Origin of the sequence: Asanoa sp. NPDC050611, assembly GCF_040654855.1 — a bacterium.
In the GTDB taxonomy this organism is placed as follows: domain Bacteria; phylum Actinomycetota; class Actinomycetes; order Mycobacteriales; family Micromonosporaceae; genus Asanoa.
In genome coordinates this window covers 20,637-37,269 of record NZ_JBFAIU010000011.1, presented here as the reverse complement: position 1 = coordinate 37,269, position 16,633 = coordinate 20,637, and the positions used below count along the sequence as shown (strand labels likewise).

Below are 16,633 nucleotides of genomic sequence, written 5' to 3'. Positions count from 1 at the left end.
CGGCGAAGTAGGAAAATGGTCGAGGAGGTTCCGCGTTGCTCTCCACCACACCCCGCGTCACGCCGGTCGTCTCGCTGATCGGCAACCCCCGGTCCGGGTCGCGCACCCGGGCGCTCGCCGACGCGGTCACCGCCGCCCTGCTGGCCCACCTCGACCACGCGGCGGCCGCGCCGACGGTGCTCGAGCTGGGTGAGCTGGTCGGGGTGACCTTCGGTGCCGCACGGGCACCGCGCTCCCCCGCGCCCACCACCGTCGACGCGTTCGCGGCTGTGCGGGCCGCCCGCCTGCTGGTCGTGGCGACGCCCACCTACAAGGGCAGCTACACCGGCCTGCTGAAGATCTTCCTGGACCAGCTGCCGCACGAGGCGCTGCGCGACGTCGTGGCCGTGCCGGTCGCCATCGCCGCGTCGGAGGCCCACCGGGTCGCGGTCGCCGCCGCCCTGCGGGACGTGCTGCTCGCGCTCGGCGCCGACGTGCCGGCACCACCGCTGGCCGTCCTGGAGTCCGACGCCGACGCGCTCGCCGCGGCGGCACGCGAGTGGGCGGCGACGCACGCCACGGCGCTCGCCGGGGCACTCGGGTAGGCCCCGACGACGTGGCCTGGTGGGCGTGCCGCATCTGGAGCTGAGCGCCTGGAAGCGGCACGGCCCACTAGGGCTACGACGTCGCGGGCTATCAGCTGACGGCGAAGTCGGCGAACAGCAGGGCGGCCAGGGCCAGCGCCAGGCCGATGTTGACGACGGTCGCGCTGGCGAAGACCGCGATCGGGCGCCAGCCCGCTTCGCGCAGCGCGGTCAGCCGGAACTCGAGGCCGATGCTGACGAAGGCCAGGATCAGGAACCACGTGCGGAAGTTGGTCGCGACCGCCTGGGCCGCGGTGTTGTCGGCGGCGCTGACCGAGTTGGCGAACCACGTGCCGATCACCGGCGGCGATCGCGGCGCTGACACCGCAGATCGAGACCGCCGAGGCGAGCAGTGCCCGGAGCTTGTCGTCGAGGCCGAGCCGGCCGCCGAGCCACCGGGTGAACAGGAAGACGCCCGAGATCAGCAGGAGCGCCTGGACGATCGCCGGGCCGGCCGCGGTGGCCAGCAACGACAGGTTGATGGAGACGCCGAGCAGGACCAGGCCGGTCTTGATGAAGAACTCGGTGCGGAACGCGGGCGCGAGCCGGTCACGGACACCGGTCGCGGTCAGCACGGCGTTGCCGAGCAGGCCGATCACGATCGCGTAAACCGGGTACTCCACCGACTTCGCGACCCGGTTGAGGCTCGTGTCGGCGAGCCAGCCGGGCACGTTCTTGTCGAGGTACTTCGTCAGCCAGGCAAGGGCGAGCACCAGCACCAGGCCGGCACCCACCCCATTGCAGGATCGCCTGGCTGATTACGCCGGTGAGGATCAGAACCAGCAGCACCAGGCCGACCACGGTGGCCGCCCAGTCCTCGCTGATTCCGTCAGGCCGCGTGGTGGGCGGGCACGGCGGACAGTCCTACCGCGACGGCGTGCGCCTGCGACCGGATCTCCGGGATGGCGGTGGTCTCCCACCAGCGGCCGCGGCGCAGGCTGCCCAGCACGTGCAGGCCCTCGGTCGGGCGGCCGTGCCGACCGACGAGGCGGCCCGCGGCGTCGACGTCGATGCCGAGCCCGAGCGGGTCCGCCTTGGCCAGGCCGTCGGCGACCAGCGTGCGGACCAGCGGGATGCCCGCGGCGTGGCCGGGGCCGGTGCAGTTGACGACCGCGTCGAAGCTCTGCTGCCCGGAGTCGGCGAAGGTCACCTCGAAGCCACGCGGGCGGGAGTGGATCGCCGTCACCCGGGTCGCGCCGACGACCAGCGCTCCCGCCGCCCGCGCCTGGTCGATGGCGGCTGCCACCCCGGGCGCGCAGCGGTGCCGGTGCACCTCCCAGTAGCGCGCCAGGTGACGCAGGAACCTGCGCTGCTCGTCGAGCGTGAGCCCCGCCCACACGTGGTCGACCCGCGGCCGCAGGGCGTCGACGCTGGCCCGCCAGTCCGCGCTGGCGCGCAGTTCGCACAGCAGCCCGCGCAGGCCGGCCGGAACGGCATCGGTGGCGACCGGCACGGGACCGGGTGCGTCGGCGTGCGCCCGCGGCAGCAGGCCGTGCCGGGAGACCGCGACGATCCGGCCGGTGTGGCCCCGCGACAGCAGCGTGAGCACCGCGTCGACCGCGGTGAGCCCGGTGCCGAGCAGGAGCACGCGGTCGCGTGGGGCGATGTGGTCGAGCGCGCCCGGCGACCAGGGCACCGGCACGTAGCCCGAAGCCCGGCGTACGCCCACGGACGCGGCGGAGGGAAAGACGGGCGGCGGCGGGCCGACGGCCAGGACCACCGCGGACGCCCGCCGCGTGGTGCCGTCGTTCAGCTCGACGGCCCAGCCGCGGGGACCCGCGGGCCGCACCCGGACCGCATGCCGCGCGACGTGGGGCACGGGACCGAGGCGGTCCGCGAGGTAGGCGCCGAAGACGCCGCGCGGGACGAACGCGTCCGGGCGACATCGGGCCCAGGCGGCGAAGTCCCCTGGATCGGCGGGGTCCGCGGACATCGTCCCGGCCCGTGAGTTGAGCAGGTGCCCCCGCTCGGCGGTGGCATACGCTGAGCCCGGACCCAGCCTGGGCGCGGGATCCACGACGAGCACCTCCCGCCCGCCGTGCCGGGTGACGGCCAGCGCCGCCAAGGCGCCGGCCGGGCCTCCGCCGATGATCACGGTCGGGTCCATCGCGATCGCCGCCCTTCAAATCCTATAGACATAGTAGGTTATCGAGGGAGACCGACAAAGGAGTGCCGCGATGCCGTTGTGGAAGCCCGACCCGACCTTCTACCCCTCGCCGCGCCAGGCGGTGACCGCGCCCGCCGAGAAGCTGGCCTACGTCGCCGCGTTCGACCGCTCCGCCGAGAAGCCCGACGCGATCGCCGTGCTCGACGTCGACGAGACCTCCACCAGCTACGGGCGTGTCGTCGGCTGGACCGACCTGCCCTACCGCGGCGACGAGCTGCACCACTTCGGCTGGAACGCGTGCAGCAGCGCGCTCTGCCCGGCGGCACCGCACCCGCACGTCGAGCGCCGCTACCTGATCGTGCCGGGCCTGCGGTCGTCACGGATCTACGTGCTGGACACCAAGGACGACCCCCGCGCGCCACGGGTCACCCGCACGATCGAGCCCGCCGAGCTGGCCAAGGCCGGCTACTCGCGGCCGCACACGGTGCACTGCGGCCCCGAGGGCATCTACGTGTCCAACCTGGGCGGCGCCGACGGCGCGGACGGGCCGGGCGGGATCGCGCTGCTCGACCACGACTCGTTCGACGTGCTCGGCGCGTGGGAGATCGACCGCGGACCACAGTATTTCGGCTACGACTTCTGGTGGCACCTCACCCGCGACGTGCTGGTCACCAGCGAGTGGGGCACCCCGTCGATGATCGAGGACGGGCTGGTCGGCGAGCTGCTGCTCGGACGGAAGTACGGCCACTCGATCCACTTCTGGGACCTGCGCAAGCGCCGCCACCTGCAGACCCTCGACCTCGGTGACCAGCACCAGATGGCGCTGGAGCTGCGGCCCGCACACGACCCGACGAAGGAGTACGGCTTCCTCGGCGTGGTCGTCAGCGTCGAGGACCTCTCCGCCTCCGTCTGGCTCTGGCACCGCGACGACAGCGGCGCGTTCGCGATCCGCAAGGTGATCGAGATCCCGGCCGAGCCGGCCGACGCCGCCGACCTGCCGCCGATCCTGCAGCCGTTCGGTGCGGTGCCGCCGCTGGTCACCGACATCGACCTGTCTGTCGACGACCGCTACCTCTACGTCTCGGCGTGGGGCATCGGGAAGCTGCTGCAGTACGACGTGACCGACCCGTTCGCGCCGCGGCTGACCGGCGAGGTGCGGCTCGGCGGCATCGTCACCCGGGCCGCGCACCCGGCCGCACCCGACGAACGGCTCGCCGGCGGCCCGCAGATGGTCGAGGTGTCCCGCGACGGGCGCCGGGTCTACATCACCAACTCGCTCTACGGCGCCTGGGACGACCAGTTCTTCCCGGACGGCGTCGGCGCCTGGGCCGCCCGGCTCGACGTCGACCTCGATAACGGCGGCCTCACCCCGGACCCGCGGTTCTTCCCGCACGGCGACGACTTCCGCGGTCTGCGGGTCCACCAGACGAGGCTGCAGGGCGGCGACGCGTCGTCGGACTCATACTGCTTCCCGTGAGTTGGCTGGCAGTCGCGACCCTCGCCGGACTCGGCGCGTTCCATGGCCTCAACCCGGGCATGGGTTGGCTGTTCGCGGTCGCGATCGGCCTCCAGGAACGCTCGGCCCTGGCGGTGCTCCGGTCGCTGCTGCCCATCGCGGCCGGCCACGCGCTCTCGGTCTTCGCCGTCGCCGGCCTGGTCGAGGTGCTGCGCTCGGTGCTGGCGACCCGCGTGGTCGCCATCGCCGGCGGGGTGGTGATGGTCGCCTTCGGACTGTGGAAGGCGCTGTCCCGCCGGCACTTCGCCTGGGCCGGGATGCGCCTGACTCCGTGGCAGCTGACCGGGTGGTCGTTCCTGATGTCGTCCGTGCACGGCGCCGGGCTCATGCTCGTGCCGGTGCTGGTCGCCAACCCGCCGCCGGGCGTGCACCAGGACCACGCGCTGCACGCGCCGTCCGACCCCGACGCGCTGCTCTGGCAGGGGCTGGCGGCGACGACCGTCCACACGGTCGCGATGGTCGCCGTGGCCGGCACGATCGGCCTGCTGGTCTACCGGGTGCTCGGGCTCGAGGTGCTGCGCCGGGCCTGGGTCAACCTCGATCTCGTCTGGGCGGTCGCGCTGATCGGCTCCGGCGCGGCCGCGGTCGTGCTTACGATCTGACGGTGACGCAGGGCCACACGCACAGTGACGCGTTCGCCGGCCGCGAAGGCAAGTGGGCACAGCTGGCCGAGGAGCGACTGTCGCTGTTCCGCCACGACGAGGAGATCGCGCGCGGGCTGGCCTTCGGGCTGCCCGGCTCGCCGACGCTGGTCGACCGGACCATTCCCACGTTCTCGCGCGGCGAGCTGCCGCACTTCGCCGGCGAGCGCGGCACGTTCCTGAACTGCCCGTACCTGGAGGACGTCAACGACGTCGCGGACGCCGAGGTCGCGGTCTTCGGCGCGCCGCTCGACTCGGGCGCGACGTACCGGCCCGGCGCGCGGTTCGGGCCGCAGGGCATCCGCCGGTCGACGAACCTGTTCGGCACCTACTGCTACGAGCTGGGCGTCGACCTGCGCGAGCAGCTCAACATGGTGGACATCGGCGACGTGTTCACGATCCCCGGCAACCTGGAGAAGTCGTTCGACCAGATCAGCCAGGCCATGTCCCACGTGTACGCCCGCGGCGTCCTCCCGGTGATCCTCGGCGGCGACCACTCCATCGGCTATCCGACCATCCGCGGCATGGCGCCACACGTCGACGGCAACATCGGGATCATCCACTTCGACCGGCACGTCGACACCCAGGAGACGGACCTGGACGAGCGGATGCACACCACGCCGTGGTTCCACGCGACGAACATTGGCAACGCCCCGGCGACCAACCTGGTGCAGATCGGCATCGGCGGCTGGCAGTCGCCCCGGGCGGGGGTCAAGGTCGGCCGTGAACGGGGCACGACGGTCATCACGGTCGGCGACGTCGAGCGGGTCGGCATCGAGAAGGTCGCCGAGGTGGCGCTGGAGACCGCGTGGCACAACGCCAAGGCGGTCTACCTGTCGTTCGACATCGACGTGGTCGACGCCGGGTTCGTGCCCGGCACGGGCTGGCCGGAGCCGGGCGGGCTGCTGCCCCGCGAGGCCCTGAACCTGATCCGCATGGTCGCCGCGCCCGGGCTCGCCGGGCTGGAGGTGGTCGAGTGCGCGCCGCCGTACGACTGGGCCGAGCAGACCGCCCTGCTGAGCTCCCGGGTGGTGCTCGACGCGCTCGCGGTGCTCGTGCGCGAGGGCAAGCTCGGCCGGCGGGCCGCCGCGACCGACCGGCACGCCTGGGGGCCGCGGGTCAGCCCTTGAGGGAGCCGGTGCGCTTCCGCGTCGGATCCGTCGCCACGCAGGTGACGCCGCGGTCGCCGGAGGTCCACGAGAGCTGGCTCGGGTGCAGGTAGAACAACTCGACCGTGTCGTCGGCGACGGAGGACGGCGCGTACGTCTCGAAGTGCTTCAGGCACTCCTGTTGCGCCTGGCGGCCCAGCGCCTCGTCGCCGGGGTACGGCCCGGCCGGCAGCTCGAAGACCGCGAACACCTCGCCCTCGTGCGGCTGCTCGCACGGCCGCACCGGCAGCCCGCCGAGGTCGTCGCTCTCCCGCAGCCCGTCGACGCAGTGCCCGACCGCGAGCTTGGCCGTGGAGACCTCACCGCCGTCCGCGGCGTCGCCGGCACTGCCGAGCGCGACCGCGGCGCCGACCACCGCCGCCACGACGATGACCACGGCGAACAGCACGCCGAAGACGAGCAGGCCACGGGCCGGCGCGGGCCGCTGTGCCGGTTCCGACATCACGGGCGGCAAGTTAGCACCGTGGACGGTGCCGGGCGAGCCTTGTGACACGATCGCGGCCATGTTGCGCAGCGTCCACGACCGCGCCGAGCTTGCCGCGTTGCTCCGCAAGGACGCCGCTCTGCACGCGTACGAGCTGGGCGACCTCGACGACTTCTTCTGGCCCTACACCACCTGGTACGCGGCCGGCGACGCCGTGGGCCTGATCTACCACGGCCAGCCGATGCCCACCCTGCTCGCCTTCGGCCCGCACACGGGAGTCCTGCTCACGGGTCTCGTGCCGCTGCTGCCCCGCACCTTCTACGCGCACCTCTCCCCCGGCGCCGGCGCGGCCCTCGCGCCCGCCTACACCCGGGCGCACGACGGCGGCCCGCACCACAAGATGTCCCTGGCCGGCGACCCGCTCGGGCCCGCCGAGGGCGAGCCGCTCGGCCCCGCCGACCTGGTCGAGCTGGAGGCGCTCTACGCGCAGGCGTACCCGGGCAACTGGTTCGACCGCCGGATGCTGGAGACGGGCCAGTACGTCGGCATCCGCCGCGGCGGCCGGCTCGTTGCCGTGGCGGGCGTGCACGTCTGGTCGCCGACCTACCGCGTGAGCGCGATCGGCAACGTCACCACCCACCCGGCCCACCGGGGCCGGGGCCTGGCCCAGCGGGTCACCGCGGCGCTCTGCCACCGCCTGCGCGCGAGCACCGACGTCATCGCGCTGAACGTCAAGGCCGACAACGCCGCCGCGGTCGCCGCCTACCGCCGGATCGGCTTCACGGTCGTCGGCGACTACGAGGAGGCAACCTACGTTTCGACCGGCGCCGAAGGGTCCCGCGCCTAGCGTGACGGCGTGAAAACCGCCGCCGCCATCGCCACCACCGTCCTCCTCTGGGCCTCGGCGTTCGTCGCCATCCGCCACGTCGGCGCCGACGTGCGCCCGGGCGCGCTCGCCCTCGGCCGCCTCCTGGTCGCCGCCGCCGTGCTCGGCGTGCTGGTCCTGGCCCGCCGACCGCGCTGGCCGGGCCGCGGCGCCTGGCCCCGGCTCGTGCTCTGCGGCGTCGCCTGGCTCGGCGTCTACAACGTCGCCCTCAACGCGGCCGAACGGCGGGTGGACGCCGGCACCGCCGCCATGGTGATCAACCTCGGCCCCGTGCTGATCGCCCTGCTCGCCGGGCTCCTCCTGGGCGAGGGCTTCCCGCGCACCCTGCTGCTCGGGATGGCCACCGCGTTCGCCGGGGCCGTGCTGATCGGTGTGGCCGCCGCCGGCGACACCCGCGCCGATCCGTGGGGTGTCGTCCTGTGCCTCGTCGCCGCCGTCGGCTACGCGGTCGGGGTGGTGGCGCAGAAACCGCTGCTGTCCGCCGCCGACCCGCTCGCCGTCACGTTCCTCACCACGCTGGTCGGCGCCGTCGCCTGCCTGCCGTTCGCCGGGCAGCTGCTCGCCGATGTGCGCACACCGGCGACCGCCGGCTGGGTGGTCTACCTCGGCGTCGGACCGACCGCGCTCGCGTTCAGCACCTGGGCGTACGCGCTGGCCCGCACCGGGGCCGGGAAGCTCGGCGCGACCACGTATCTCGTACCCCCGCTGGTGGTGGTCATGGCGTGGGTCGCCCTCGGTGAGGTGCCGGCGGCGCTGGCGCTCGGCGGCGGCGCGCTCTGCCTGGCCGGCGTCGCCGTCACGCGGGCGAAAAGGTTGACCCTCACGTCACGTCAGGGTGTTCAGTGGAGCGCGGAAGGGAGGTGACCGGCATGGGCTACCCGGTGAGCCGGGTCGCGGCACTGGCCGGGGTCACGGTGCGGACGCTGCACCACTACGACGAGATCGGTTTGCTGGTGCCCGGTGAGCGGACCGCCGCCGGATACCGCGTCTACACCGACGCCGACCTCGAGCGGTTGCAGCAGATCCGCTACTACCGGGAGCTCGGCTTCGGTCTCGACGAGATCGCGGACCTGCTGGCCACCGCCGACCCGCGGGAGCACTTCCGCCGCCAGCACCGGCTGCTGCTGGAGCGGATCAAGAAACTGCAGGAGATGGCGACCGCCATCGAGTTCGCAATGGAGGCGCAGAAAGTGGGGGTGAACCTGACACCCGAGGAGCGGTTCGAGGTCTTCGGTGACTTCGAGCCGGAGCGGTACGCCGACGAGGCCGAGGAGCGCTGGGGCGGCACCGACGCGTACGCCGAGTCGCAGCGCCGGACCAGCCGCTACAGCAAGGCCGACTGGCTGCGGTTCAAGGCCGAGAGCGAGGACTGGGGCCGCCGCTTCGCCGCGGTGATGGACAGCGGGCGGCCCGCCGAGGGCGACGAGGCGATGGAACTGGCCGAGGAGCACCGGCAGTCGATCGGCCGGTGGTTCTACGAGTGCACCTACGAGATCCACACCGGGCTGGCCGACATGTACGTGAACGATCCACGGTTCACGGCGTACTTCGAGAAGATCAAGCCCGGGATGGCACGTTTCCTCAACGAGGCGATCCACGCCAACGCGGTGGCAAGGTCATAACCTTGGCCACATGAGTGGTCGCGCGGTCGAAGCGCTCGAAAACGCCGGAGTGGCGCACCGGGTCGTCAACCACGGCCCGGTGCGCAGCCTCGCCGAGGCCGCCGCGGCCCGCGGCGTCGAGATCCCCGACGTGGTGAAGACGATCGTGGTGCGCCGCGGCGAGGGCGACTACCTGTTCGTCCTGGTGCCCGGCGACCGGGTGATCTCCTGGCCCAAGCTGCGCACCCTGCTCGGGGTGAGCCGGCTCTCCATGCCGGACGCGGCGACCGCGTTCGACGCGACCGGCTACGAGCGCGGCACGATCACCCCATTCGGGTCACTCGTCCCCTGGCCCGTGGTCGCCGACGAGCGGATGGCCGGTCGGGAGATCACCCTGGGCGCGGGCGAGCACGGCGTCGCGGTCGCGGTCGACGCCGACACCGCGGTGCGCGCGCTCGGGGCCACGGTGGCGGACGTGTCGGATCCGGAGCAAAGCGAGTCATAACCCACCGTTAATGGCGAGTTCCGGCGCGAGCGATAGGTTCGAAGAGGCGTCCGTCCCACATCGGCGTGCGCCGCTCCGCAGGGGGCTGCCGGGCCGGTAGCGTTCTGCCCGGCGACACCGACGACCACGAGGGGCACGCATGACAGGCGAGCTTGGCCCGGGCAACGAGATCCGGATCAACGGCGACGGCGGCGACGACCGCAAGGCGCCGCCCGGTGTCGTGGTGATCTTCGGTGCCTCCGGCGACCTCACCGAGCGCAAGCTCATGCCGGCCCTGGCCCGGCTCGCCCAATACAAGCGCCTGCCCGACGAGTTCCGGCTGGTCGGCGTCGCCCGCAGCCACCTCTCGGACGACGAGTTCCGCCAGCGCTTCCCCGCCGGGCCGGCCGCCGAGGCACCGGGCCTCGTCGAGAACATGCGCTACCTGAGCGGCGACTACGACGACCCGGACACCTTCGTCCGGCTGCGCGACCTGCTCGACAGCTTCGACCGTGACGCCGGCACCGCCGGCAACCGGCTGTTCTACCTCGCCACCCCGCCGCAGGCGTTCGTGCCGATCGTCGAGAACCTCGCCGCCGCCGGGCTCAACCAGCCCGGCTCGCCGTCCGGCTCGTCCCGCCTGGTGATCGAGAAGCCCTACGGCCACGACGAGGCCAGCGCCCGCCGGCTCGACGAGCGGATCCACGCCGGGTTCGAGGAGGACCAGGTCTTCCGGATCGACCACTACCTCGGCAAGGACACCGTCCAGAACGTGATGGCGCTGCGCTTCGCCAACACGATCTTCCAGCCGATCTGGAACCGCACCTGGATCGACCAGGTCCAGATAACGGTCGCGGAGACGCTGGGCGTCGGCAGCCGCGGCGGCTTCTACGAGCACGCCGGCGCGATGCGCGACATCGTGCAGAACCACGTGCTGCAGGTGCTCGCGCTCGCGCTGATGGAGCCGCCGGCGTCGTTCGCCCCGGAGGCGCTGCGCAACGAGAAGGTCAAGCTGCTGCAGTCGATCCGGCACCCGGCCGACGGCGACATCGACCGGATCGCGGTCCGCGGCCAGTACACCCGCGGCGGCACCAGCGGCGACCTGATGCCCGGCTACCGCGAAGAGGAGGGCGTCGACCCGCTCTCCCGCACCGAGACCTACGCGGCCATGCGGCTCGACGTCGACAACTGGCGCTGGGCCGGCGTCCCGTTCTACGTCCGCACCGGCAAGCGGCTGCCGCGCCGGGTCACCGAGGTGGTCCTCCAGTTCACCCGGCCCCCGCACCTGCCGATCAGCGCCGCCCAGGTCACCGGCCTGCAGCCCGACGCGCTGATCCTGCGCATCCAGCCCGACGAGGGCATCACGCTGCGGTTTGGCGCCAAGGTGCCGGGCCACTCCTTCCGCGTACGCACGGCCACGATGGAGTTCTCCTACGAGTCGACGTTCCGCGAGGAGTCGCCCGAGGCGTACGAGCGGCTCCTGCTCGACGCGCTGATCGGCGACCCGACGCTGTTCATCCGCTCCGACGAGGTGCTGCAGAGCTGGCGGATCGTCGACCCGATCATCGCGCACTGGGCCGACACCAAGGGCCGGATCCCGCTGTACGAGGCGTCCTCGTGGGGCCCGGACGAGGCCGACCAGCTCCTCGCCCGCGACGGCCGCGCGTGGCACAACCCCGGCACGCGCTGATGACCTCCGTCTACGTGCTCAACGGGCCGAACCTCAACCTGCTCGGCACCCGCCGCCCCGAGGTCTACGGCAGCACCACGCTCGCCGACGTCGAGGACCTGTGCCGGCAGGAGGCCGGCAAGCTCGGGCTGGAGCTGGAGTTCCTGCAGTCCAACCACGAGGGTCAGCTCGTCGACTGGGTGCAGGAGGCCGGCGCCCGGGTGGCGACCGGTGACTGCCTCGGCGCCGTGTTCAACCCGGGGGCCTACACGCACACCTCGATCGCGCTGCACGACGCGATCGAGGGCGCCAGCCTGCCGGTGGTCGAGGTGCACATCTCCAACGTGCACGCCCGCGAGGAGTTCCGCCGACACTCGTACGTGTCGCCGGTGGCCCGCGGCGTCGTGGTCGGCTTCGGGGTCTACGGCTACGTGCTGGCCCTGCGCGGGCTGCACCAGACGATCAGCCGATAACGCCGGAGGCGCGCAGGTCCGCGCACTCCGCCTCGGTGACACCCAGCTCCGCGAGAATCGCACCGGTGTGCGCACCCGGCAGCGGCGCCGGGGCGGGCAGCGGCGGGGCCGCCGGCTCCCCCGCGGGGTCGGTGGTGAACCGCGGCGTCGGCGTCACCTGGGCGCCACCGCCCGGCACGGGCGCGTACAGGTCGCGGGCCAGCGCGTGCGGCGCGGCCGCGGCCTCCGCCAGCGACAGCACCGGCGTCACGCACGCGTCGCGGCCCGCGAACCGGTCGGCCCACTCGTCCCGGGTCGCGCCGGCGAACGCCGTCGTCAGCGCCGCCCGCAGCGCCGGCCAGTGCGTCGGATCGCGGTGCGCGGCCACCAGGTCGGCGTCGCCGTCCAGGCCCAGCCCGGCCAGCAGGTTGAGGTAGAACCGCCGCTCGATCGGCCCCACCGCCACGTAGCCGCCGTCGGCGCAGGCGTAGACGTCGTAGTACGGGCAGCCCGTGTCGATCAGGTTGCTGCCCCGCCGGTCGGACCACAGGCCCACCGCGCGCAGGCCCTGGACCATCGCCAGCAACGAGGTGGTGCCGTCGTGCACGTTCGCGTCCACTACCCGGCCGCCGCCGGCCCACAGGGCGCACATGATGCCGTACACCAGGAAGAGTGATCCGCCGCCGAAGTCCCCGACCAGGTTCATCGGGGGCTGCGGCGGCCCGTCGGCGCGGCCGATCGCCGCCAGCGCCCCGGTCAGGCTGATGTAGTTGATGTCGTGCCCCGCCGCGCCGGCCAGCGGGCCGGACTGGCCCCAACCGCTCATCCGGGCGTAGACCAGCCCAGGCCGGACCGCGAGACACGGGACCGGGCCGATGCCGAGCCGTTCGGCGACCCCGGGTCGGAAACTTTCCACGAGCACGTCCGACCGGGCGACCAGCCGCAGCAGCAACTCGACACCGGCCGGCGTCTTCAGGTCGAGCCCGATCGACCGGCGCCCGCGGTCCAGGACGGGGTTGACCAGCGCGTACTCGTCGGGCGGGCCACCGATCCGGTCGACCCGGACCACGTCGGCACCCATGTCGGCGAGGAGCATCGCGGCGTAGGGCGCGGGACCGATCCCGGCGAGCTCGACGACACTCAGCCCGGACAGCGGGCCACTGGACATGCGCGGTTGGCCTTAAGCTGAAGGGACTGGGGCCGGGCGTCGGGACGGGCGTCCGGCCCCAGGCCCGCGCGTGCGGGTCAGCCGCAGGCAGCGCACGCCGAGATAGAGCAGCAGCGCATAGCCGGGCAACGTCGGCAGGCCGCCGACCAGCGCCCCCCACAGCGAGGTGCCGCCGGTGGGCGCGCCCATCGTGAGGAACAGGCCGCTGCCCATCATCCCGAGCACGGTGGTCACCGCGGCCACGCCGACGATCCGGACCAGCAGCACCGGCGAGGCCGCCCGCCGGGCCACGACGTGCAGCAGCAGCAACGCCACCGCGAAGCCGACGCTGGCCGCGATCAGGAACACGTCGGTGGCGTGGGCCAGGTCATGGTAGGCGGGCGACGGTGAGACGCCCGTGCTGCCGGCCCGCCACATCAGCGTGGTCACGGTCATCACCAGCGGCAGGGCGATCGCGAACACCCAGGCGGTGCGCCAGGCCTGCGCGACGGCCAGCTCCGACTGGAACTCCGGGGCGACGGCCGGGACAGGCCCGAACTCCTCGACGGCCTGGCGCTCGGCCTCGGCGGCGCTGACGTCCGGCGACTCGGCGCGCACCGCGTCGGCGGCGTCGCGCAACCCGTCGCGGACCTCGACGATCATGTCGGCCTTGCGGCGGCGAGGCCCGTGCAGCCGCCGGTCCAGCTCGCGGACGTAGCTGTCGATCGCGGTCACGCGACCCATTCTGCCGGACGAACGGCGAACTAGCGGGTGCGTGCCTGATAGAGCTCGGTGTCGACGGCGACCCGGACCGTGGTGTCGAGACGGGCGAGGATGTCGGCGAACAGCGTCGACCGGTGCTCGGGCGGCAGCGCCGCGTAGCTCGACCGGGTGGCCAGGTTGGCGACGAAGTCCACCGTCGGCAGCGCGACCTGCCAGCGGTAGACGTGCGACTCGCGGTGGGCCAGGCCGTGGATGCCCGGCCACGGCGGCGGGTCGGGCAGCATGCCCTCCTCGTAGCGGACCCGGGGCGCGTGCAGCCGGTGCGCCTTGTGCAGCTCCTCGCTGACGGCCTCGTCGGCAGGCCGCTCGCGGTTCCAGAACAGGGCGATCACGCCGCCGGGCTGGACCGCCTCGGCGGCCTTGCGCCAGCGCACCGCCGGATCCACCCGGTGCCAGGCCTGCGCGCTGAACAGCAGCCCGAACCGGCGCTCGGGTGCGTAGTCCTCGAAGGTCGTGACCTTCACCGTGACCGGCGCGCCCGCCGTGCGGCGGGTGAGCACCGCGGCCATCCGCGGGTTCGGCTCGACGGCGGTGATCCGGATGCCCTTGGCGACGAACTTCATGGTCGCGCGGCCCGTGCCGGCGCCCACCTCGAGGGCGGGCTCGGCACCGAGCCGGGCGTACTTGACCACCTCGTCGACCAGTTGGTCGGGGTAACCGAGCCGGAGCCGGTCGGGGGAGCCGCCGCGGCGTAGCCGCTCTGGCACTTCTGTCACCCGTCGTACCTATCATCCCGACCGCCCGGAGCGCACTCCCGTACCCGACCTAGAATCAGCGGGCTATGCGCTACGCGATGCTGATCCTGCCCTCGGCCAACCGGGTCTACGCCGAGTCGTCCGTCGAGCTGACCGCCGCCGAGCTGGAGATTTTCGCCGGTGCGGTGCTCGGCGGTGGCATCGCCGACATCGCGGCGGAGGACATCGCCGGTGTCTCCTATGTGACGTTCGATTCCGCGCCGCTGGACGAGCGGGCGACCCGGTTCCTGGCCAACCTCTCGTCGATCTACGCGCTGTTCGCCGTCGAGGGCGGCGGGCTGCTGCGCCCGGTGCCGCTGCACCGGCTCGACCGCTTCGACGACGACCTCGTCACGATCCCCAAGTACGCCGGCAAGACCAACGAGCAGTTCACCAAGCTGCTGCTCAACGCCACCCTGATGGGCTCGGCGTTCGCCGACCGGATGCTGGAGCGCCGGTTCACGGTGCTGGATCCGCTCGCCGGCCGGGGTACGACCCTCAACCAGGCGATGATGTACGGCTACGACGCGTACGGTGTCGACCGCGACCAGAAGGACTTCGAGGCGTACGGCGCGTTCATCCAGCGCTGGCTCAAGGAGAAGCGGATCAAGCACAAGGCCGAGCACGGTCCGGTGCGGCGCAACCGGCAGGTGGTCGGCCGGCGGCTGCAGATCACGCTGGCGGCCAGCAAGGAGGACTACAAGGCGGCCGACACCCAGCGGATCGACATGGTCAACGCGGACACCACCCGGACGCTGGAGTTCTGGAAGTCCGGCTCGGTGGACCTGGTCGTGGCCGACGCGCCCTATGGCGTGCAGCACGGCAGCCGCACCGCCAAGGGGCTGGACCGCGGACCGCTGGAGCTGCTGCGGGTCGCGGCGCCCGCGTGGGCCGGCGCGCTGCGCCCCGGCGGCGCGCTCGGCCTGTCCTGGAACACGTTGGTCGCCGACCGCGCCGCCGCGGCCGACATCCTGGCCGGCGCGGGCCTCGAGGTGGTCGACACGCCGGCGCACCGCCGCCTGGCGCACCGCGTCGACCAGGCGATCCGCCGGGACGTCTTGATCGCCCGGAAACCGGGCGACCAGCAGCAGAGCGCACGCAAGCCCGGCTAGCCGATCTCCGCCAGCCGGGGCACGACCTTCTCGCAGAAGGTCGACGTCCAGCCGACCGGGTCCGGGCCGACCGGGGTCATCGCCACGAGGTCGATGCCGAGCTTGGCGTAACCCTCCATGTCGGACAGGAAGCGGTCCGGCTCGTCGACGGGGTCGCCGGAGCCGATGACGGTGCGCTGGATCGTCGCCGGGTCGCGCCCGACCGCGGCGCAGTGCCGCTCCAGCACCCGCAGCTTGTGCGCCACCTGGTCGTGGTCGCGGGCGAACAGGTTGCAGGCGTCGGCGTACTGTGCCGCCAGCCGCAGCGTCTTCTTCTCGCCCATGCCGCCGACCAGGATCCGCGGGCGGGGGTGCGACACCGGCCGCGGCTCGCAGAGCGTCTCGGCGAGCCGGTAGTGCCGGCCCTCGAACGGGCCGTCGTCCGGCGACCACATCCGCAGGCAGATCCGCAGAGCCTCCTCCAGCCGCTCGAAGCGCTCCGCGGTCGGCGGGAACGGCACGCCCAGCGCGTGGTGCTCGCGCTCGTACCAGGCGGCGCCGATGCCGAGCGTGGCCCGGCCGCCGGAGAGCACGTCGAGCGTGGTGACGGTCTTGGCGAGGACGCCCGGGTGGCGGTAGGTCACGCCGGTGACCATCAGGCCCAGGTTGATCCGGCTGGTCCGGGCGGCCAGGAAGCCGAGCGCCGTGTAGCCCTCGAGCATGGGCTCGCGCGGGTCCGTCTCGCCCTCCATCTGGAGGAGGTGGTCCACCAGCGTCAAGGTCGCGCAGCCGCCCTCGTCGGCGACCCGCGCGGTCGCCGCGAGCGTCGCGGGAAGGGCGTCGGCGCCACCGGGGAGGGTGAAGTTCACGAAGTGGATTCCTGCGAGCATTAGGGAATCATCCCCCGAGCAGGGCTATCGTAGGCGCCCGTGAAGTACATGTTGCTGATCTACAACAACCCCGCCACCGTCGAGGGAATGTCCGAGCAGGAGCGCAACGGCCTGTTCGCACAGGTCGACGAGATCATGGCGGAGCTGACCGCGTCGGGCGAGCTGATCCGGGGCGAGGCGCTCGCGGGCGCGGCCAAGACCGTCCGCCTGCGCGGCGGCGTCGCGGCCACCACCGACGGCCCGTTCGTGGAGGCCAAGGAGCAGTTCGCCGGCTACATCGCGGTCGACGTCGCCAGCGAGCAGCGCGCGCTCGACATCGCCGCCCGCTGGCCGGACGCCGCCTGGGGCGGGATGGAGGTGCGGGAAATTCTCGGCTGATCTGTCGAAGGCCCGTCGTCGGCTCCGACGTGTCACCG

General features: G+C 72.9%; 19 protein-coding genes and 1 pseudogene. 12 read left to right on the top strand and 8 right to left on the bottom strand.

Annotated elements, in window-relative coordinates; translation table 11 throughout:
- Nucleotides 1-35: 35 nt before the first annotated feature.
- A complete protein-coding gene (locus AB0H87_RS03475) occupies nucleotides 36-584 on the top strand; it encodes an NAD(P)H-dependent oxidoreductase (protein WP_360138885.1) in 549 nt (182 codons plus the stop codon).
- A gap of 91 nt (nucleotides 585-675) precedes the next feature.
- Here the strand turns inward: AB0H87_RS03475 and AB0H87_RS03470 are convergent, their stop codons facing one another.
- From AB0H87_RS03470 to AB0H87_RS03460, 3 genes and pseudogenes are all read right to left on the bottom strand, one after another.
- Nucleotides 676-924 carry a hypothetical protein gene (locus AB0H87_RS03470; RefSeq protein WP_360138882.1) on the bottom strand — a complete coding sequence of 83 codons (249 nt, stop codon included), beginning with the start codon at nucleotides 922-924 and terminating at the stop codon, nucleotides 676-678.
- Nucleotides 925-985: 61 nt separating this feature from the next.
- Nucleotides 986-1,294: pseudogene (locus AB0H87_RS03465) on the bottom strand (putative sulfate exporter family transporter); the annotation flags it as partial.
- A 158-nt stretch (nucleotides 1,295-1,452) separates the two neighbouring features.
- Complete coding sequence (locus AB0H87_RS03460; RefSeq protein ID WP_360138879.1) at nucleotides 1,453-2,718, bottom strand: FAD/NAD(P)-binding protein; 1,266 nt, start codon at nucleotides 2,716-2,718, stop codon at nucleotides 1,453-1,455.
- An 82-nt stretch (nucleotides 2,719-2,800) separates the two neighbouring features.
- Here AB0H87_RS03460 and AB0H87_RS03455 point away from each other — a divergent pair, with 82 nt between their 5' ends.
- From AB0H87_RS03455 to AB0H87_RS03445, 3 genes are read left to right on the top strand one after another with little or no spacing between them, the layout of a single operon-like run.
- Nucleotides 2,801-4,207, top strand: coding sequence for a selenium-binding protein SBP56-related protein (locus AB0H87_RS03455; RefSeq protein ID WP_360138876.1), 1,407 nt, complete (start codon nucleotides 2,801-2,803; stop codon nucleotides 4,205-4,207).
- Nucleotides 4,204-4,848, top strand: coding sequence for a hypothetical protein (locus AB0H87_RS03450; protein WP_360138873.1), 645 nt, complete (start codon nucleotides 4,204-4,206; stop codon nucleotides 4,846-4,848). The genes AB0H87_RS03455 and AB0H87_RS03450 overlap by 4 nt, the downstream gene beginning before the upstream one ends.
- A gap of 2 nt (nucleotides 4,849-4,850) precedes the next feature.
- Nucleotides 4,851-6,017, top strand: a complete 1,167-nt coding sequence (locus AB0H87_RS03445) for an agmatinase family protein (RefSeq protein WP_360138870.1) — start codon at nucleotides 4,851-4,853, stop codon at nucleotides 6,015-6,017.
- On the opposite strand, the gene AB0H87_RS03440 is transcribed toward AB0H87_RS03445, so the two are convergent.
- Nucleotides 6,007-6,498 (bottom strand): septum formation family protein, encoded by a 492-nt coding sequence (locus AB0H87_RS03440; protein WP_360138946.1) that lies wholly within the window; start codon nucleotides 6,496-6,498, stop codon nucleotides 6,007-6,009. The two genes, AB0H87_RS03445 and AB0H87_RS03440, sit on opposite strands and share 11 nt — an antisense overlap.
- 61 nt (nucleotides 6,499-6,559) lie before the next feature.
- Between AB0H87_RS03440 and AB0H87_RS03435 the strand changes: the two genes are divergently transcribed.
- The 6 genes from AB0H87_RS03435 to aroQ all read left to right on the top strand — a co-directional run bounded on the left by AB0H87_RS03435 (nucleotide 6,560) and on the right by aroQ (nucleotide 11,593).
- Nucleotides 6,560-7,327, top strand: coding sequence for a GNAT family N-acetyltransferase (locus tag AB0H87_RS03435; protein WP_360138866.1), 768 nt, complete (start codon nucleotides 6,560-6,562; stop codon nucleotides 7,325-7,327).
- Between the two features lie 9 nt (nucleotides 7,328-7,336).
- Entirely contained in the window at nucleotides 7,337-8,230 is an 894-nt protein-coding gene (locus AB0H87_RS03430; protein ID WP_360138863.1) for a DMT family transporter, read from the top strand.
- A gap of 5 nt (nucleotides 8,231-8,235) precedes the next feature.
- Nucleotides 8,236-8,988, top strand: coding sequence for a MerR family transcriptional regulator (locus AB0H87_RS03425; RefSeq protein ID WP_360138860.1), 753 nt, complete (start codon nucleotides 8,236-8,238; stop codon nucleotides 8,986-8,988).
- 10 nt (nucleotides 8,989-8,998) lie between these two features.
- Nucleotides 8,999-9,472, top strand: coding sequence for a YbaK/EbsC family protein (locus tag AB0H87_RS03420; RefSeq protein WP_360138857.1), 474 nt, complete (start codon nucleotides 8,999-9,001; stop codon nucleotides 9,470-9,472).
- A gap of 139 nt (nucleotides 9,473-9,611) precedes the next feature.
- Entirely contained in the window at nucleotides 9,612-11,141 is a 1,530-nt protein-coding gene (gene zwf, locus AB0H87_RS03415; RefSeq protein WP_360138854.1) for a glucose-6-phosphate dehydrogenase, read from the top strand.
- Nucleotides 11,141-11,593, top strand: a complete 453-nt coding sequence (gene aroQ / locus AB0H87_RS03410) for a type II 3-dehydroquinate dehydratase (RefSeq protein ID WP_360138851.1) — start codon at nucleotides 11,141-11,143, stop codon at nucleotides 11,591-11,593. The genes zwf and aroQ overlap by 1 nt, the downstream gene beginning before the upstream one ends.
- Here aroQ and AB0H87_RS03405 read toward each other — a convergent pair.
- From AB0H87_RS03405 to AB0H87_RS03395, 3 genes are read right to left on the bottom strand one after another with little or no spacing between them, the layout of a single operon-like run.
- Entirely contained in the window at nucleotides 11,583-12,740 is a 1,158-nt protein-coding gene (locus AB0H87_RS03405; RefSeq protein ID WP_360138848.1) for a CaiB/BaiF CoA-transferase family protein, read from the bottom strand. The genes aroQ and AB0H87_RS03405 overlap by 11 nt on opposite strands.
- Before the next feature lie 12 nt (nucleotides 12,741-12,752).
- Nucleotides 12,753-13,454 (bottom strand): permease prefix domain 1-containing protein, encoded by a 702-nt coding sequence (locus tag AB0H87_RS03400; RefSeq protein ID WP_360138845.1) that lies wholly within the window; start codon nucleotides 13,452-13,454, stop codon nucleotides 12,753-12,755.
- Nucleotides 13,455-13,483: 29 nt separating this feature from the next.
- Complete coding sequence (locus AB0H87_RS03395) at nucleotides 13,484-14,218, bottom strand: methyltransferase domain-containing protein (RefSeq protein WP_360138842.1); 735 nt, start codon at nucleotides 14,216-14,218, stop codon at nucleotides 13,484-13,486.
- A gap of 65 nt (nucleotides 14,219-14,283) precedes the next feature.
- Here AB0H87_RS03395 and AB0H87_RS03390 point away from each other — a divergent pair, with 65 nt between their 5' ends.
- Nucleotides 14,284-15,348: an SAM-dependent methyltransferase gene (locus AB0H87_RS03390; protein ID WP_360138839.1), complete on the top strand. Its 1,065-nt coding sequence runs from the start codon at nucleotides 14,284-14,286 to the stop codon at nucleotides 15,346-15,348.
- Here the strand turns inward: AB0H87_RS03390 and AB0H87_RS03385 are convergent.
- Nucleotides 15,345-16,217: an LLM class F420-dependent oxidoreductase gene (locus AB0H87_RS03385; protein WP_360138837.1), complete on the bottom strand. Its 873-nt coding sequence runs from the start codon at nucleotides 16,215-16,217 to the stop codon at nucleotides 15,345-15,347. The genes AB0H87_RS03390 and AB0H87_RS03385 overlap by 4 nt on opposite strands.
- Before the next feature lie 48 nt (nucleotides 16,218-16,265).
- Between AB0H87_RS03385 and AB0H87_RS03380 the strand changes: the two genes are divergently transcribed.
- The gene (locus AB0H87_RS03380; RefSeq protein WP_360138943.1) at nucleotides 16,266-16,595 is read left to right on the top strand and encodes a YciI family protein; all 330 of its coding nucleotides are present in this window, start codon (nucleotides 16,266-16,268) and stop codon (nucleotides 16,593-16,595) included.
- The last annotated feature ends 38 nt before the right edge of the window (nucleotides 16,596-16,633 follow it).

Coding starts and splice junctions, on each gene's coding strand:
- AB0H87_RS03385 (WP_360138837.1), bottom strand. CDS start 16,217: ATGCTCGCAGGAATCCACTTCGTGAACTTCACCCTCCCCGGTGGCGCC.
- AB0H87_RS03440 (WP_360138946.1), bottom strand. CDS start 6,498: ATGTCGGAACCGGCACAGCGGCCCGCGCCGGCCCGTGGCCTGCTCGTC.
- AB0H87_RS03405 (WP_360138848.1), bottom strand. CDS start 12,740: ATGTCCAGTGGCCCGCTGTCCGGGCTGAGTGTCGTCGAGCTCGCCGGG.
- AB0H87_RS03420 (WP_360138857.1), top strand. CDS start 8,999: ATGAGTGGTCGCGCGGTCGAAGCGCTCGAAAACGCCGGAGTGGCGCAC.
- AB0H87_RS03425 (WP_360138860.1), top strand. CDS start 8,236: ATGGGCTACCCGGTGAGCCGGGTCGCGGCACTGGCCGGGGTCACGGTG.
- zwf (WP_360138854.1), top strand. CDS start 9,612: ATGACAGGCGAGCTTGGCCCGGGCAACGAGATCCGGATCAACGGCGAC.
- aroQ (WP_360138851.1), top strand. CDS start 11,141: ATGACCTCCGTCTACGTGCTCAACGGGCCGAACCTCAACCTGCTCGGC.
- AB0H87_RS03455 (WP_360138876.1), top strand. CDS start 2,801: ATGCCGTTGTGGAAGCCCGACCCGACCTTCTACCCCTCGCCGCGCCAG.
- AB0H87_RS03390 (WP_360138839.1), top strand. CDS start 14,284: ATGCGCTACGCGATGCTGATCCTGCCCTCGGCCAACCGGGTCTACGCC.
- AB0H87_RS03435 (WP_360138866.1), top strand. CDS start 6,560: ATGTTGCGCAGCGTCCACGACCGCGCCGAGCTTGCCGCGTTGCTCCGC.
- AB0H87_RS03380 (WP_360138943.1), top strand. CDS start 16,266: ATGTTGCTGATCTACAACAACCCCGCCACCGTCGAGGGAATGTCCGAG.